The sequence below is a fragment of the Corynebacterium sp. Marseille-P4321 genome, from assembly GCF_903645305.1.
Lineage (GTDB): Bacteria > Actinomycetota > Actinomycetes > Mycobacteriales > Mycobacteriaceae > Corynebacterium.
The window spans coordinates 203,848-219,643 of sequence record NZ_CAHJXO010000002.1 but is presented as its reverse complement, the minus strand read 5'-3'; the positions used below and the strand labels follow the sequence as shown (position 1 = coordinate 219,643).

Annotated in this window: 13 protein-coding genes and 1 tRNA gene; 7 read left to right on the top strand and 7 right to left on the bottom strand. The window is 63.8% G+C overall.

What is annotated here, in order from left to right:
- Positions 1 to 91: 91 nt before the first annotated feature.
- Positions 92 to 451: a helix-turn-helix transcriptional regulator gene (locus HWX32_RS06330; RefSeq protein WP_175935206.1), complete on the top strand. Its 360-nt coding sequence runs from the start codon at positions 92 to 94 to the stop codon at positions 449 to 451.
- Positions 451 to 1,050 carry a cadmium resistance transporter gene (locus tag HWX32_RS06325; protein WP_217702892.1) on the top strand — a complete coding sequence of 200 codons (600 nt, stop codon included), beginning with the start codon at positions 451 to 453 and terminating at the stop codon, positions 1,048 to 1,050. Before HWX32_RS06330 ends, HWX32_RS06325 begins: the two co-directional genes overlap by 1 nt.
- Positions 1,051 to 1,928: 878 nt before the next feature.
- On the opposite strand, the gene HWX32_RS06320 is transcribed toward HWX32_RS06325, so the two are convergent.
- Positions 1,929 to 2,273, bottom strand: coding sequence for a hypothetical protein (locus tag HWX32_RS06320; protein ID WP_175935204.1), 345 nt, complete (start codon positions 2,271 to 2,273; stop codon positions 1,929 to 1,931).
- 73 nt (positions 2,274 to 2,346) lie between these two features.
- Between HWX32_RS06320 and HWX32_RS06315 the strand changes: the two genes are divergently transcribed.
- A complete protein-coding gene (locus HWX32_RS06315) occupies positions 2,347 to 2,706 on the top strand; it encodes a hypothetical protein (RefSeq protein WP_217702891.1) in 360 nt (119 codons plus the stop codon).
- Positions 2,707 to 2,956: 250 nt separating this feature from the next.
- Here HWX32_RS06315 and HWX32_RS06310 read toward each other — a convergent pair.
- The 5 genes from HWX32_RS06310 to HWX32_RS06290 form a co-directional block, all read right to left on the bottom strand.
- Positions 2,957 to 3,033, bottom strand: a tRNA-Arg gene (locus HWX32_RS06310).
- 318 nt (positions 3,034 to 3,351) lie between these two features.
- Positions 3,352 to 3,996, bottom strand: coding sequence for an LUD domain-containing protein (locus HWX32_RS06305; protein WP_075467406.1), 645 nt, complete (start codon positions 3,994 to 3,996; stop codon positions 3,352 to 3,354).
- Positions 3,996 to 5,648 carry a LutB/LldF family L-lactate oxidation iron-sulfur protein gene (locus HWX32_RS06300; protein WP_175935202.1) on the bottom strand — a complete coding sequence of 551 codons (1,653 nt, stop codon included), beginning with the start codon at positions 5,646 to 5,648 and terminating at the stop codon, positions 3,996 to 3,998. The genes HWX32_RS06305 and HWX32_RS06300 overlap by 1 nt, the downstream gene beginning before the upstream one ends.
- Positions 5,645 to 6,430: a (Fe-S)-binding protein gene (locus HWX32_RS06295; RefSeq protein WP_075467409.1), complete on the bottom strand. Its 786-nt coding sequence runs from the start codon at positions 6,428 to 6,430 to the stop codon at positions 5,645 to 5,647. Before HWX32_RS06295 ends, HWX32_RS06300 begins: the two co-directional genes overlap by 4 nt.
- Before the next feature lie 108 nt (positions 6,431 to 6,538).
- On the bottom strand, positions 6,539 to 8,221 hold the full coding sequence (locus tag HWX32_RS06290; protein WP_175935201.1) for an L-lactate permease: 1,683 nt from the start codon (positions 8,219 to 8,221) through the stop codon (positions 6,539 to 6,541).
- Between the two features lie 174 nt (positions 8,222 to 8,395).
- Here HWX32_RS06290 and argS point away from each other — a divergent pair, with 174 nt between their 5' ends.
- The 4 genes from argS (at position 8,396) to thrB (ending at position 13,840) form a co-directional block, all read left to right on the top strand.
- A complete protein-coding gene (gene argS, locus HWX32_RS06285) occupies positions 8,396 to 10,063 on the top strand; it encodes an arginine--tRNA ligase (protein WP_175935200.1) in 1,668 nt (555 codons plus the stop codon).
- Between the two features lie 15 nt (positions 10,064 to 10,078).
- Complete coding sequence (lysA, locus tag HWX32_RS06280; RefSeq protein WP_175935199.1) at positions 10,079 to 11,443, top strand: diaminopimelate decarboxylase; 1,365 nt, start codon at positions 10,079 to 10,081, stop codon at positions 11,441 to 11,443.
- A gap of 84 nt (positions 11,444 to 11,527) precedes the next feature.
- The gene (locus tag HWX32_RS06275; RefSeq protein ID WP_175935198.1) at positions 11,528 to 12,883 is read left to right on the top strand and encodes a homoserine dehydrogenase; all 1,356 of its coding nucleotides are present in this window, start codon (positions 11,528 to 11,530) and stop codon (positions 12,881 to 12,883) included.
- Positions 12,884 to 12,910: 27 nt separating this feature from the next.
- Positions 12,911 to 13,840 carry a homoserine kinase gene (gene thrB, locus HWX32_RS06270; RefSeq protein WP_175935197.1) on the top strand — a complete coding sequence of 310 codons (930 nt, stop codon included), beginning with the start codon at positions 12,911 to 12,913 and terminating at the stop codon, positions 13,838 to 13,840.
- Positions 13,841 to 14,584: 744 nt separating this feature from the next.
- On the opposite strand, the gene HWX32_RS06265 is transcribed toward thrB, so the two are convergent.
- Positions 14,585 to 15,727, bottom strand: a complete 1,143-nt coding sequence (locus HWX32_RS06265) for a glycerol dehydrogenase (RefSeq protein WP_175935196.1) — start codon at positions 15,725 to 15,727, stop codon at positions 14,585 to 14,587.
- Positions 15,728 to 15,796 lie beyond the last annotated feature (69 nt).

Here is a 15,796-nt window from a genome sequence, read left to right as displayed (position 1 = left end):
TCTGCTACTTCGACTGTCTCTTGAGCAGCACACACAGCTGCACCGCTACCCGGAACTTGACATGTTCAGTACTCGCTGTATAGTTCAGCGCATGCTGACTATTGCTCCGCGTCTCGACGTGATGAACCGACTGGGTCGTGCGCTGGCCGACCCCACTCGATCCCGGATTATCTTGACCCTGCTCGACCATCCCGCTTACCCGGCGGAACTGTCCCGAGATCTGGACCTGACACGCTCGAACGTGTCCAACCACCTGGCATGCCTGCGCGATTGCGGTATCGTCGTCTCCGAGCCCGAGGGTCGTCGGACACGATACGAGATTGCCGATCCGCACCTGGCGCAGGCGCTGACTACATTGGTCGATGCCACCCTGGCAGTGGACGAAGACGCCCCGTGCATCGATCCCGCCTGCTCGCTTCCCGGATGCGACGTAGCTGGGGAGGACGCGTAATGCTCACCACGGTCTTGCAGGCGATAGGCCTGTTCGCAGCTACCAACATCGACGACATCATCGTGCTCTCCCTCTTCTTCGCGCGAGGGGCAGGCCAGAGTGGCACCACCGCCCGCATTTTGGCCGGCCAGTACCTCGGATTTGCCGGCATCCTCGTCGCCGCGATCCTTGTGACCATCGGTGCCGGAGCATTTCTGCCCCCGGCAGCTATTCCATACTTTGGTCTCATCCCTCTGGGCATCGGCCTCTGGGCCGCATGGGAGGCCTGGCGCGGAGACGATGACGACGATGACGACGAGGCCAAGGTTTCCGGCAAGAAGGTCGGCGTTTGGACAGTCGCAGGCGTCACTTTTGCCAATGGTGGCGACAACATCGGTGTCTACACCCCTGTCTTCCTCAGCGTGGAACCTCTCACAGTAGTCGCCTACTGCGTTATCTTCCTCGCGCTCGTTGCGGTCTTGGTGGCCCTGGCAAAGTTCGTCGCCACCCGCCCCCCGATCGCGGAAGTGCTCGAACGCTTTGAGGACATCCTCTTTCCCGTCGTTCTCATCGGCCTCGGCATCGTGATCCTCGTCAGCGGCGGAGCCTTCGGGCTCTGACGTAGTGGCAGTGTTCCAAACGGCCCCGACCGGGCGCACCCCTCACGGTTCAGACCCCAACAACTACCCGCAGCCAGTCCTGCGTGATCGCGGCAACAAGACCGCCAAGGAGCGCTGCAAAAACCGCGCCACCGGTTGAACGAAGCCACGGCCTCTGAGTGCAAGCGCCGATACTGGTTCGCCACGGGTTGAGCGGAGGGTGGGAATTTGGAAAAGAAACCCTACATATGCCCTCGAAGTACACCCCTGAGTTGAAGCAGCGCGCCATCGACCTGGTGCTGCACGGGCAAGCTGACCCTCACACGTCGCGCGGTGCGATATCCTGCATCGCCGGCGAGCTCGGAATGAGTACGGGAACTCTTCCGAGGCTGGGTCCGCGCTCATAAACAATCCGGCGCGATAACCCGAGCGGGAACGGCGTTTCAGAACAGAAAAATGACCCCTCCGAACGAGCGGAGTGGGTCATTTTTGTGTTCGCGGCCGTTTTCGTTCGGCCGGCCGGGGGTTTCGTGAAAAGATTGAAGATGTTTCGTGAAACCCCCGAAAGGGACATTCAGTAAACTCCCCAACCTCTAGACTCGCCGCCGCTTCCGCGGCGGCTTACACGTTTTCCACCGCTTCCTTACACACCCCGCAACGACCCCCGTCCCGGTAACCTCCCCGAGTCTCGAAGCGAAACCCCTACCGATCCTCGCGCGGGAATCATTCTGCCACGCGGGCGGGCCAAGAAACTGGACAGGCTGTAAGCAATATACGGTTCCCCGTGCGCTAGCACGGGAGCATTTACTTATGCTTCGCAAGACAGCCGAGAAGCTAACAAAATTAATGGTGGGATGATGTCCCGTTCTGGTTCACACCCCGAGAACTTAACCTAATGTTCACAGCTTTTTCATCCCCCATTCCCATCCCTCACGATCAGCATCAGGAGAGGGGGGAGCGTAGCAATGGGAAATCTTTGAAGCGTGAAAGTAGTCCGTGAACGGCTTTTGCTCAAGATGCACGCATTCCTCAGAGTCCCATTCGAACGATGCCAATTCATGCCAGACCTCAAATTGTAGCCGCAAACAATGCAGATCCTTAAGGCCAAAAAAGCTGCATAGCTCTGAAATCGTAAACTCCGCAACGACTTCATCTTTGTACAGCTTAATCCGAACAACATGATGGTCAACGTCTACCGGTTCGCCACCCTCTAGGTTCCAGAGTGGGGTTTTTAACAATTTCATTAGAGCCTCCTTAATTGGACTCCCCTGTAAAGTCTCCCTGGCACCGTTCCAAGTTAAAGGAATGGGGATGGTGGTGCCACGTTCTATCCAGCGCAACCTCTTGTGGCCAACACACTTCGCTCACGTTCCCTTTCAATTAGGGTACGGCCGCCGCAACACCATTGAGTCGCGCAACGCCATGCTCAAAAACGGCTCCTACCAGGGTGCCGGTGACGTCACGACCCGTCTCATGCGCGGTTGGGCAGCACAAATGCTGTGCATGGCCATGGCCGCACTCGGCGTGAACATTGCCATGCTCGACGCTGCGACCTGGTCGCGCCCGAGCACGGACGAAAAACCGACTCCGCCACCTCCGCGGGGTGGACGCAAGCCCGACGCTGACGACATTGAGCAGTGGAAATTGGGCGACAACGCGCCACCAAAGGCCGCGTAGACCGTTAGGCCACCGGCTAAGACCTTGAGTTTCGAGGACTTCATGCCGAGTGGCCTACAGGTCGTGCAGCAACACCAGTTTCAACACAAAAAACCGGCCGGCAGAGCCTTTTTCAGGCTTAAAACCGGCCGGTTTTCGTCTTCCCGGGGATAGTTTCTCCAAAAGTTACCCAATTTCGAAAACCGGGTTTAACCTGGAAGGAGTTTCCTGAATTGAACGGAAAAGTTAGCCGAAACCCCCCCAAAAAAAATGGTGTCCCCGACAGGATTCGAACCTGCGACCTTCGGTACCGGAAACCGATGCTCTAATCCACTGAGCTACGGAGACAGTGTTGCATGCGTGCTAGCCTGCGCGAATAACAACGTTGTACACACTAGCACCCGGCCGATACGGCCACGAAATTAGACCGAGTATTGGCGAGTATCGGACCGCGTTCTCGGCGGGGTGGCAGGGAGAGCGGGGCAGTGGGTGTCCTCTTAGGGGACTGTGGGGCAACTTTCAGGTTCGGCGCATGGATTTTGAACCTTCGGACCCCATAATGGCTACTGCACGCCACGGAGAGGCGTGACACGGGAAACAATGACAGCGAAGCGGCCGGCCCCGAAAGGGACCGGCCGCTTCGTGTTGCGCGGTGAGTAGTGAGCCTTAGGGCTTCACAACCAGCACGATAAGGTCGCGGGGGCCGTGCACGCCCTCCACGCGAACCAGCTCGATGTCCGAGGTGGCGGACGGGCCGGAGATCATCGTGGCCGGCTTCTGCGGGTCCAGGCGGGCGATCAGCTCGGGCACGCCGTACACCACGGAGTCCGCACGCACAATGCACACGTGGCGGTCCGGCACGAGCGACAGCGCGCGGCGGCCGCACACATCGCCAGCCTCCAGCGTGATGGAACCGGTCTGGGCGGAGGTGACGGTGGAATCAGTCACCACAGCGTCGACGGAACCCAGCTCGCGTGGGTCGGTGTCGTTGGAGTCGGGGCGGGCGTTGCCAGCGAAGCCGTCGAAAAGCGAGGCGTCCAACCCCGGCGCGTAGACGACCTCCTTGCACTCGCGCTCCTTCAGCACACCAACGAGGTCCTCTGCGAGGGTGTCCTCGGTGGTCTCCACCACGTGGGCCTTGTAGTCGATCAGGCGGTCCACCAGCAGCTCGTGGAGCTGCTCCGGAGTTGCGTCGGAGGTGGTGCGGTAGTTGCGCGGCACGTCCACGGACTCCGGAGCGTGGGAAAGCTGCTGCGCGTCGCGGATGCGCTTGAGAATCTCGCGCTTGGCATCTTCGTTGCGGGTCGGCATTACTTGCCCTCCTCCTCGGTCTCGTTGCTCAGCTTGGTGGAGTCGACGTCGGCATCCTGGGAGTAGTGGTGGCCACCGTTGTGCAGGTGCTCATCCTCGTGGTTTTGCACGCCGTCCTTGGCCTCGTCGGTGACCGGCGGCTGGTTCGGAACGCCCTTCGCGCGAGCGTCGGCAAGCAGCTCCTGCGCCTCGTCGGAGTCCCACCACTGGCGGAAGGACTTCTTCGGCGGCACGGCTACGTCGCGGAACTCGGTCCAGCCGGAAACCGGGAACGGCGCGCTTTCGATGACGCCGTTGAAGCCGCCGAGCACGCGGCCCAGCGCCACCATGCGCACTGCACGGTTCCACAGCGTCGGGTTGCCCCACATGGTGGAGATCGTGCCGAATGCGGCCTTCTCGGCGCGCGCCGGCTCGTTCTTCGCCTTCTGGTAGCGCAGCTCGAGCAGGATGTCCGTGATGGGGATCTTCACCGGGCAGACCTCGTCGCAGCGGCCGCACAGGGAGGACGCGTACGGCAGGGAGCCGTTCGGGTCGTCCGAATCCTCGATGCCGGTCAGCTGCGGGGTGAGGATCGCGCCGATCGGGCCCGGGTAGGTGGAGCCGTAGGAGTGGCCGCCGGCACGCTCATAGACCGGGCAGACGTTCAGGCAGGCGGAGCAGCGGATGCACTTCAGCGCCTCACGGCCGATCTCGCTGCTCAGCGCCGCGGTACGGCCGTTGTCGATGAGCACGATGTGGAAGTTCTGCGGGCCGTCGCCCTCGGTCACGCCCGTCCACAGCGAGGTGTACGGGTTCATGCGCTCGCCGGTGGAGGAGCGCGGCAAAAGCTGGAACATCACGCCGAGGTCCTCGTACTTCGGCACAAGCTTCTCGATACCCATGACGGTGATGAGGGTCTCCGGCAGGGTCAGGCACATGCGGCCGTTGCCCTCGGACTCCACGATGGACACGGTGCCGGTCTCGGCGACACCGAAGTTCACGCCGGAGATGGCCACCTTGGCCTTCATGAACTGCTCGCGCAGGTACTGGCGCGCAGCCTCGGCCAGCTCGGCCGGCTCCTGGGTGAGCGTATCGTCCGTGTTCGGCATCTTGTCCACGAAAATGTCGCGGATCTCCGCGCGGTTGCGGTGAATCGCCGGGACAAGAATGTGGGAGGGGAAGTCCTCGCCGAGCTGCACGATGAGCTCCGCCAGGTCCGTCTCCTGCGCGAAGATGCCGGCCTTGTCCAGCTCCTCGTTCAGCGCGATCTCCTGGGTGGCCATCGACTTGATCTTCACCACTTGCTCTTCGCCAGTGGCCTTGACCAACTCCTGGATGATCTCGTTGGCTTCCTTCGAGTCGCGCGCCCAGTGCACGTGGCCGCCGCGGGCGGTGACGTTGCGCTCGAACTGCTCCAGCAGCTCCGGCATGCGGGCGGCTACATCGCGCTTGATGGCGGAGCCCGCCTCGCGCAGATCCTGCCAATCGTCCAGCTCGTCCACGACGTTCTGGCGCTTCACACGAATCGTCGTGGTGGCGTAGTGCAGGTTGCGGCGCTTGGTTACGTTCTCAAGCTCCTCGTGCGCCTTCTTCTGGAATTTCTTCTCGCCGCGCAGGTGGGTCGGACCGTTCGCGAACGGCGGCATGGTGGGGGTACCAAGTGCGACCTTCACAGCATCTTCTCCTTCGAGTACGCCGCGGAACGCGGGGTGAGCGGGTTCTCCTTGGTGGAGGCGAGAATCTCCGCCATGTGCACGGCGCGAATGCCGTTGCGCTGGCGGTGCATCGCGCCCGCGATGTTCATCAGGCAGGAGGAGTCACCGGCGGTGACGTACTCCGCGTCCGTCTCCTTGATGTGGCGCACCTTGTCGGACACCATCGCAGCGGAGACTTCCTTCATCTTCACCGCGAAGGTACCGCCGAAGCCGCAGCACTCTTCCTCGTTCGGCAGGTCCACCAGCTCTAGGCCGGCGACGTGGCGCAGCAGCTCGGTCGGGCGGTCGCCGACCTTGATGAAGCGGCGGGAGTGGCACGAAGAGTGGTAGGTCACGCGGTGCGGGAAGAACGCGCCAACGTCGTAGGTACCGGCCACGTCAACGATGAACTCCGACAGGTCGTAGGTCTTGTTGGCCGCGATCTGGGCACCGTCGACAAGCGCCTTGTCCCCAAACCGCTCAGCGAGGCGCACGTGCTGCTCGCGCACTGCACCCGTGCAAGAGCCGGACGGGGCGACAACGTAATCGATGGACGGGTCGGCGAAGGCGTCAACGTACGTCTCAATGATCGGCATGGCCTGCTCCTGGTAGCCAGTGTTGATGTGCATCTGGCCGCAGCAGGTCTGTTGCTCGGGGAAAACAACCTCGTAGCCCAGACGGGACAGCACGATGGCCGAAGCCTTGTGCGCGTCGGGGAAGAGGGCATCGCCGATACAAGTAGAAAACAGCGCTACTCGCATATTTCGGGGCTCCTAAACATGGGTTGGAGTGGAAATCACAGGAAAAATGAATGGTGGCCCAAAGCCAACAGCTTTGAGCCTACCTTTGTGGGGTGGTTCGCGGGTGGTTTAGGGCACGACCGGCGCCATGAAACTCAACACGTTCGTCTGCAGGAAGACGATGCAGCAAACCACCAGCAGGAAGCCGAAGGACCAGCCGACGACCTTCTTGAAAATCTCGGACTCGCGGCCCTCCATGTCCACCGCGGTGGCGGCGATGGCGAGCGACTGCGGGGAGATCATCTTGCCCACGACACCACCGGTGGTGTTCGCAGCCAGCATGAGGTCCGGGTTGAGATTCAGGTTGTTCGCGGCGGTGACCTGCAGGTTGGAGAACAGCGCGTTCGCCGAGGTATCGGAGCCGGTCACGGCCACGCCGACCCAGCCCAGCATCGGGGCGAAGAAGGCGAACGCCGGGCCGAGGTTGGCGAAGAACTCACCGATGGTCACGGTCTGGCCGGAGAAGTTCATCACGTACGCAAGCGCGAGCACCAGCGCAATGGTCGCGGCGGACCAGCGCATCTTGTACAGCGTGTCCAAGAAGTCCTTGCCCACCTGGCCCCAGGTGAGCTTGTAGCGGCCGTTCTCGTCCCAAATGATGTAGCACAGCGCCACGATCAGGCCGGAGATGACCAGCAGGGTGCCCGGGTTGGCCAGGTAAGCGAACGAGTAGTCCGTCTTGACCTCTTCGCCGAGCTGGTTGAGAATCTTGCCGGTCTCGATGCCCGGCCAGGCGAAGGAGATCTTGAAGCTCTTCAGCCACTCCGGAATCGCGGTACCCAGGTTGGCCAGGCCGAAAATGAGCACGACCACGGCGTAGGGCATCAGGGCCATCCACACGCGGTTGCCCGGCAGGTGGATCTCGTCAGCCGTGTGGCCCTCAACCTCAAGGCCAAGGCGCTCGCGCAGCTCCGGCACGCCCTTCGGCGTCCAGAAACGCAGCAGGATAAACGCGGCGCCGAGCGCCACGATGCAGGCCACGACATCGGTGAGCTGGTAGGCGAAGTGGTTGGAGGTCCACCACTGCGCAACCGCGAAGGTGCCGCCGATGACGGCGGCTGCCGGGGCGGTTTCGCGCACGCCGCGCCAGCCGTCGACAAGCAATGCGATGATGAACGGCACGAAGAACGCGAGGAACGGGGTCTGGTGGCCCACAATCGCCGCGATGTTCTCGGTCTGCTCAAGGGTACGGCCGCCGACGTCGCCGGCGGTGGTAATCGGAATGGCCACGGCACCGAACGCCACCGGGGCGGTGTTTGCGATAAGCACCACGGTGGCCGCGCGCAGCGGCGGGATGCCCAGGGTGAGGATCATCGTGGCGGTAATAGCCACCGGCGCGCCGAAGCCGGCCAGGGCCTCAAGCAGGCCACCGAAGCAGAAGGCGATGAGCATGGCCTGGATGCGCACGTCGCCGTTGCCCATCTTGTCGAAGACCAGGCGCAGGTCCTCGAAGCGGCCGGACGACACGGTGATCTGGTAGAACCAGATGGCCGTCATGATCACCCAGACGATGGGGAAGAGGCCGTAGAGGCCGCCGCGCACCGCGGACGACAGGGCCATCACAGTCGGCATGTTGAAGCCGAAGATGGCCACGAGGATCGCCACGATCAGCGCGACGAGACCGGAGGTGTGCGCGCGGGCCTTGAAGCCCAGCAGCATGATGAAGAAGGTCAACAGCGGCAGGGTGGAAACCAGCGCTGAGAGACCGACGCTACCTCCGACAGCGTCGGTGAAATATTGGAATTGCTCCATGTACTCGCTCTTTCACGTAAGAGAGTGGTCAGACGCCCGGGAAACAGGCTCCGGTTAAATATGCCAGATACGTGATAACTTGCACGAACAATCACACATCTTTTTCGGTGTGATCCTCCTCGCGGGGGTGAGGGGACAACGCGGGCGGGGAGGGGTGAATTAGACTGGCTGCCCATGACCCCAGCTGAACTCGCAACGATTGTGACTGATACCGCGCGCGAGGTCCTCGCCGCGCACGACCTGGACGCCTCCGTGGTGCCCGACACGGTGACCGTCGAGCGTCCCCGCAACCCCGAGCACGGCGATTACGCCACAAACGTCGCGCTGCAGGTGGCGAAAAAGGCCGGGACGAACCCGCGCGAGCTCGCCGGTTGGCTCGCTGATGCTTTGGCCGAAAACGACGCGGTGGAATCCGCGGGGGTCGCAGGCCCCGGCTTTATCAACCTGCGCCTCGCCGCCGATGCGCAGGGGCAGCTTGTGGCGAAGGTGCTGGAGGAAGGCGAGGCGTTCGGGCATTCGCAGCTTTACGACGGGCTAAAGGTCAATCTCGAGTTCGTCTCCGCCAACCCCACCGGCCCGATCCACCTCGGCGGCACGCGTTGGGCCGCCGTCGGTGATTCGCTGGGCCGCGTGCTCGAGGCCTCCGGCGCTGAAGTGACCCGCGAGTACTACTTCAACGACCACGGCGGCCAGATCGACCGCTTCGCACGCTCCCTGGTTGCCGCCGCGAAGGGCGAGCCCACACCGGAGGACGGGTATGGCGGGGATTACATCCGCGAAATCGCGCAAGCTGTCGTCGCAAAGCGCCCCAATGCCCTCGAAGGCACCCCGGAGCAGGTGCAGGAAGCATTCCGCGCTGAGGGCGTGGAGATGATGTTCGCGCAGATCAAGGACTCGCTGCACGAGTTCGGCGTGGATTTCGACGTGTACTTCCACGAAAACTCTCTGTTCGAGTCAGGTGGTGTGGACCGTGCGATTGAGACGCTGAAGGAAAACGGCAACCTCTACGAGGCGGACGGCGCGTGGTGGCTGCGCTCCACCGACTTCGGCGACGACAAAGACCGCGTGGTGCTCAAGTCCGACGGCGACGCCGCTTACATCGCCGGCGACATCGCCTACGTGGCGGACAAGTTCGACCGCGGCCACAACCTGGCCATCTACATGCTGGGCGCGGACCACCACGGCTACATTGCCCGCCTGCGCGCCGCTGCCCAAGCGCTGGGCTACGACCCGGAAGCCGTGGAGGTGCTCATCGGCCAGATGGTCAACCTCGTGCGCGACGGCAAGGCCGTGAAGATGTCCAAGCGCGCCGGCACCGTGATCACTCTCGACGACCTGGTGGACGCGATCGGTGTGGACGGCGCCCGCTACTCGCTCGTGCGCTCGTCGGTGGATTCCTCCCTGGACATCGACCTGGACCTGTGGACGAAGCAGTCCAGCGACAACCCCGTCTATTACGTCCAGTACGCGCACGCGCGCCTATGCTCGCTGGAGCGCAAGGCCGCCGACGCGGGGGTCGACCTGAGTTCGGCTGACGGAGCTCAGGTTGACCTGTCGCTGCTCACCCACGACAAGGAAGGCGACTTGATCCGCACCATCGGCGAGTACCCGTCCGTGGTGAAGGCCGCCGCCGAGCTGCGCGAGCCGCACCGCATCGCCCGCTACACCGAAGAGCTCGCCAGTGCCTTCCACAAGTTCTACGACTCGTGCCAGGTGCTGCCTAAGGCGGGCGAGGAGGTAGAGCCGATCCACGTCAGCCGCCTCGCACTGGCAATGGCCGCCCGCAAGGTCATCGCGAACGCACTGGGGCTTATCGGCGTCTCCGCGCCGGAACGGATGTAAGGCGGGTTATAAGGCATGACTGTTTTCATTTCCACGCCCTACGGCACCGACGAGGGCAACTTCAACGACCTGCCGGCACACGTGTGGCCGAGGAACGCGAAGCGCGAAGAAGACGGCGAGGTAACCATCGCTGGTGTCCCGCTCACCGAGATCGCGCAGGAATACGGCACGCCTGTGATGGTGGTGGACGAGGACGATTTCCGTTCCCGCTGCCGCGACATGGCACAGGCTTTCCGCGCGCCGGCCAACGTGCACTACGCCTCCAAGGCGTTCCTCACCCGGCGCATTGCGAAGTGGGTGGACGAGGAAGGCCTAGCGCTTGACGTGGCCAGCGAGAACGAGCTGCGCATCGCGCTCGCCGCGGATTTCCCGCCGGAGCGCATCACGGTGCACGGCAACAACAAGTCCGACGAGTTCCTGCGCCTGTGCGTCGAATCGCACGTGGGCCACGTGGTGATCGACAACCATCAGGAGCTCGCGCAGCTCGAGACCGTCGCGCGCGAAGCGGGCGTGCGCCAGGACGTGTTCGTGCGCGTCAAGCCTGGGGTGGACGCGCACACGCACGAGTTCATCGCCACGAGCCACGAGGACCAGAAGTTCGGCCTCTCGCTGGCCTCCGGCGACGCATACACCGCCTCGGTCGCCGCGATTGAGTCCGAGTGGCTCGAACTGACCGGCCTGCACTGCCACGTCGGCTCCCAGGTCTTCGACGCGGAGGGCTTCAAGCTGGCGGCCGAGCGCGTGCTGGGCCTGTACGCCCGGATCTTCTCCGAGCGCGGCGTGGCGCTGGGGTACTTGGACTTGGGCGGCGGCTACGGCATTGCCTACATGCCGGGCGAGGCGCCTCTCGACGTCGCCGCCGTGGCCGGAGACCTGCTCAGCGCCGTGCAAGAGGTTGCGGACGAGCTTGGCATCGCAGCACCCACCGTGGTGGTGGAGCCGGGCCGCGCCATCGCCGGGCCCGCCGCAGTGACCCTGTACTCCGTGGGCGTGATCAAGGACGTGGACACCTCGTTTACCACCTCGCGCCGCTACATCGCGGTCGACGGCGGCATGAGCGACAACGTGCGCCCCGCGCTTTATGGTGCGCTTTACGACGCTCGCGTGGTGAACCGCTTCCTAGACGGCAACGCCACCGACACCCGCCTGGTCGGCTCGCACTGCGAATCCGGCGACATCCTGGTGGAAGACGCTCGATGGCCTGACGACATCGCACCGGGCGACCTCATCGCGCTCGCCGCCACCGGCGCGTACTGCTACCCGATGGCGTCGAATTACAACTCGTTCGGGCGCCCGCCTGTGGTGTCCGTGCGCGGCGGGCGCGTCACGCCGATGGTGCGGCGTGAAACCGTCGAAGACATACTCGCCCGCGAATATTAAACCGTTAGACTGAGCACACCTTTATAAAGTGCTTGAGAACAGTGCATTAGTGCGATATCACTCACCAACAGGAGCGAACACACCATGACCCCCACGAGCGCCGACACCGTCAACAGCAACTACCCGGGCAAAGGCATCGGCACCCCCGTCGGTATTGCGGTGCTGGGCAAAGGCACGGTGGGCACCGAGGTGCTGCGCCTGCTCAAGGAATTCGGCCCGAACCTGGAGCAGCGCATCGGCGGGCCGATCGAGGTTCGCGGTGTCGCGGTCTCCGACGTGCAGAAGCACAAGAACGCCCCGGAGGTCCAGGGCGTTGAGCTTACCGACGACGCGTTGTCCCTCGTGCACCGCGACGACGTGGACATCGTCGTCGAGCTGATCGGCGGCATCGACTACCCGCGCGAGCTCGTGCTCGAGGCGCTTAACGCCGGTAAGTCTGTGGTGACCGCGAACAAGGCGCTGGTGGCGGCGCACGGTTCCGAGATCGCAGACGCAGCCAACGCCGCCGGCGTGGACCTGTACTACGAGGCCGCCGTCGCCGCCGCGATCCCGGTCGTGGGCATGCTGCGCCGCTCGCTCGCGGGCGACCAGGTGCAGCGCATCGCCGGCATCGTCAACGGCACCACGAACTTCATCCTGGATGCCATGGCCACCACCGGCGCGAGCTACGAGGACGCGCTGGCCGAGGCGACCCGCCTCGGCTACGCCGAGGCGGACCCGACCGCCGACGTGGAGGGCCACGACGCCGCCTCCAAGGCCGCCATCCTTGCGTCCATGGGCTTCCACACCCGCGTCACCTTCGACGACGTGTACTGCGAGGGCATCACCAACGTCACCGCAGACGACATCGAGGCCGCGAAGCAGGCAAACCAGACCATCAAACTGCTGGCCATTTGCGAACGCCTCGTGGACGAGGACGGCAACACCACCGCCGTCAACGCGCGCGTGCACCCCACCCTGGTGCCGAACGAGCACCCGTTGGCCACGGTGGATAAGAGCTACAACGCCATCTTCGTCGAGGCGGAGGCTGCTGGCCGCCTGATGTTCTACGGCAACGGCGCGGGCGGCGCACCGACCGCTTCCGCAGTGCTCGGCGACCTGGTGGGCGCCGCCCGCAACAAGGTCCACGGCGGCCGCGCCCCGGGTGACAACCCGTACGCGGATTACAAGGTGGTGCCGTTCGACGACGTGCCGACGCGCTACCACATCAACATGACCATCCGGGACCGCGCCGGCGTGCTGGCGGACCTGGCGTCGCGCTTCGCGGAGAAGAACGTCTCCATCTCCACCGTCCGCCAGGAAGAATCGGGCGACGAGGCGCACCTGATCGTGGTCACCCACGCCGCGCTCGAGCGGGACCTGCGCGAGCTGGTGGAGGAACTGACGGAGCACGAGGCGGTCTCCGCCGTGAACTCCGTGATCCGCCTCGGCGCCGACTAACACAGGAGCTTTGGAGCGAGGAGAATAATGGCTATCGATCTTGAGGTGGGCCTGAAAGCCACCGTCACCGTCCCCGGCTCGTCGGCGAACCTGGGCCCCGGCTTCGACACCCTCGGCATCGCGCTGAGCATCTACGACACCGTCGAGGTGGAGGTCACCCCCTCCGGCCTCGAGGTGGAGATCATCGGGGAGGGCGCCGAGGACCTCCCGCGCGACAGCTCGAACCTGGTGGTCAAGGCAATTCAGCTGGGTCTTGCGGCAGCGGACGCCGCAGCTCCGGGCCTGCGAGTGGTGTGCCACAACGTGATCCCGCAGTCCCGTGGCCTCGGCTCATCGGCGGCCGCAGCGGTGGCGGGTGTTGTCGCGGCGAATGCGCTCGCGGGCTCGCCGCTTGACGACGATGCCGTGGTGCAACTCTCCTCCGAATTCGAAGGCCACCCCGACAACGCGGGCGCGTCCGCGCTCGGCGGGGCAGTGGTGTCCTGGACCGACATCCCGGTCGACGGGCGTTCGAAGCCGTCGTATCGGGCGGTGCGGATCCCCGTGGACTCGTCGATTAGCGCAATCGCCCTCGTGCCCGACTTCCACGCGTCGACGAACGCCGTGCGCAAGGTGCTGCCGAGCCACGTCACGCACACCGACGCGCGGTTCAACGTCTCGCGCACTGCGGTGATGACGGCGGCGCTGCAGCACCACCCGGAGCTGCTCTTTGAGGGCACGCGCGACCGCCTGCACCAGCCGTACCGCGCGGACGTGCTGCCGGTGACCGCCGAGTGGGTCAACCGCCTGCGCAACCGCGGACACGCCGCGTACCTTTCCGGCGCTGGCCCCACCGCGATGGTGCTCTCTACGGGCGAGGTAGAGCCTTCGCTTCTCGACGAAGCCCGCGCCGCCGGTCTCCGCGTCATCGAACTCGAGGTCGCCGGACCCGCCACCGCCGAAATCTCCCGCGCTTAGCGGGGCCGACTCCGCAGCGGCGAACGCTGCCGCTGCGGAGTCGGCTGGAGGCAATGTGCCGATTTAAGAAACCGGAGAATAGTTTCAGAATCGAATATTTAATCCTTTAAGCTGCGAAAACGCGAAAATCCGCCACGAAAATATTTTCGTCTGCCTTTCTCAGGGTATTGATGCCGTGGAGCCAGGGCGGAGGGCTACAAGGGGCGAGCCGGGTACAACTCCGGCAGCCCCACCGTCGTGAGCGGGCAGGTCTTTTAGAGAGAAAGGCCGTAAGGGAGACCGCACCCTTTGGGGCATCGCGGATAGTAAGGCACACACGTTAGGTGGTGAATAGACCTGAAGCGTAGATGCTCGGCTGAAGCGTAGATGCTCGCCTGATGTGTTGATGCTCGGCTGAAGCGTAGATGCTCGCCTGATGTGTTGATGCGCGACTGAAACGTAGATGCTCGCCTGATGTGTTGATGCGCGACTGAAGCGTAGATGCTCGGCTGGTGTGTTGATGCCTAACCCGTGTGTGAGAAAAGTGGACGAAAATAATTTCGTAGCGGATTCTCACATTTCCGCAGCGTAAAGGGGTAAAAGAGGTCTTCCCGAAATTATTTTCTGGACTCTCAAAAGCGCACCCTTGGCGGCGGGGAGGGGCAGCGCGGGAAGCGGCGCGGTGGCTGCGCGGGAAGGGGCGCGGCAGCACGGGCGGCGCAACGAAGTAGCGACGCAGCGCCGCCGCCGACGCGCGGTTTTTTCTTACTTACCTTCGTACTTCTTCGGTGCCGGCAGGCCACGCTCCTCGCGGACGCGGCGGGCAGTGGTTTCTAGCACCACGAGGGCTTCGACAACCATCTCCGGCGTGACCGGGAAAGGCATGTTGTGGATCGTTTCGTCCTCGGTGGTGGCGGCCTTCGCGATTTCCTCGAGGGTCTCGGTGTCCTCCGGGTCGATGCCCACCTCAGTCAGGGTGGTGGGCAGGCCGACGCGGGTGGTGAACTCGATGAAGTCCTCGAGCTCCTCGGTGTCCGCGCCCTCCATGATTAGCTGGGCGATGGTGCCGATGTTCACCTTCTCGCCGTGCTGCAGGCCGTGGGTCTGCTCTGCGGCGGAAAGCCCGTCGTGAATTGCGTGCGCCGCAGCCAGGCCGCCGGACTCGAAGCCCAAGCCCGAAAGCAGGGTGTTCGCCTCAACCACGGCGTCGAGCGCTGGGGTGACGCGGCCGGCGCGCACCGCGTCGAGAGCCGCGAAGGCGTTGTCCCACAGGATGTTCCAGCACAGCTCGGCCAGCGCCGCGCCTGCGCGCGTGGGGGTGCCGCCGTTCATCGTCGTGCCGTTGCCCTTCGCCGCGGCGCGCGCCTCAACCCAGGTGGCGAGTGCGTCACCGATACCTGCGATGAGGAAGTTCTCCGGGGCGCCAGCCACAAGCTGGGTGTCAATGAGCACCAGGTCGGGGTTGCGGGGGAAGAAGCGGTACTCGTCGAAGGAGCCTTCCTCGGTGTTGATGACGGAAAGCGTGGACGTCGGCGCGTCGGACGAAGCCGCGGTGGGCACGGAGACCCACTTGATGTCAGCCTCGTAGCCTGCGGCCTTCGACGAGTCGATGGCCGCGCCGCCGCCCATGCCGACGATCACGTCGTAGTCGTTGTCCTTGATTTCCTTCACAAGGTCGTCGACGCGCTTTGCAGTGGCAAAGCCATCGAACTCGATGCGGTTCACCGGCAGGCCCTCTTTTTCGAAACCTTCGGTGAGGTTTTCCTCGACGAGGCCCCAGACGGTTTCGTCTGCGAGGAGCAGCGGGTTCTCGCCCAGCTGCTTGAGGTAGGTGCCAAGTAGCTCGATCGCGTTTTGACCTTGGACGTAGCGGGATGGACTGGAGAAAATGCTTGGGTTCTTTGCCATGCGCCCCACCGTAGCGATTTTTGCCTTTCCGCGTCGTGTTTCAGGTCACAACCCTACTTCAGTGGGTGC

Excerpts from the sequence above, each read along its gene's own strand:
- HWX32_RS06330 (WP_175935206.1), top strand. The coding sequence starts at position 92 with ATGCTGACTATTGCTCCGCGTCTCGACGTGATGAACCGACTGGGTCGT.
- HWX32_RS06325 (WP_217702892.1), top strand. The coding sequence starts at position 451 with ATGCTCACCACGGTCTTGCAGGCGATAGGCCTGTTCGCAGCTACCAAC.
- HWX32_RS06320 (WP_175935204.1), bottom strand. The coding sequence starts at position 2,273 with ATGAAATTGTTAAAAACCCCACTCTGGAACCTAGAGGGTGGCGAACCG.
- HWX32_RS06305 (WP_075467406.1), bottom strand. The coding sequence starts at position 3,996 with ATGCCGACCCGCAACGAAGATGCCAAGCGCGAGATTCTCAAGCGCATC.
- HWX32_RS06295 (WP_075467409.1), bottom strand. The coding sequence starts at position 6,430 with ATGCGAGTAGCGCTGTTTTCTACTTGTATCGGCGATGCCCTCTTCCCC.
- HWX32_RS06290 (WP_175935201.1), bottom strand. The coding sequence starts at position 8,221 with ATGGAGCAATTCCAATATTTCACCGACGCTGTCGGAGGTAGCGTCGGT.
- argS (WP_175935200.1), top strand. The coding sequence starts at position 8,396 with ATGACCCCAGCTGAACTCGCAACGATTGTGACTGATACCGCGCGCGAG.
- lysA (WP_175935199.1), top strand. The coding sequence starts at position 10,079 with ATGACTGTTTTCATTTCCACGCCCTACGGCACCGACGAGGGCAACTTC.
- HWX32_RS06275 (WP_175935198.1), top strand. The coding sequence starts at position 11,528 with ATGACCCCCACGAGCGCCGACACCGTCAACAGCAACTACCCGGGCAAA.
- thrB (WP_175935197.1), top strand. The coding sequence starts at position 12,911 with ATGGCTATCGATCTTGAGGTGGGCCTGAAAGCCACCGTCACCGTCCCC.
- HWX32_RS06265 (WP_175935196.1), bottom strand. The coding sequence starts at position 15,727 with ATGGCAAAGAACCCAAGCATTTTCTCCAGTCCATCCCGCTACGTCCAA.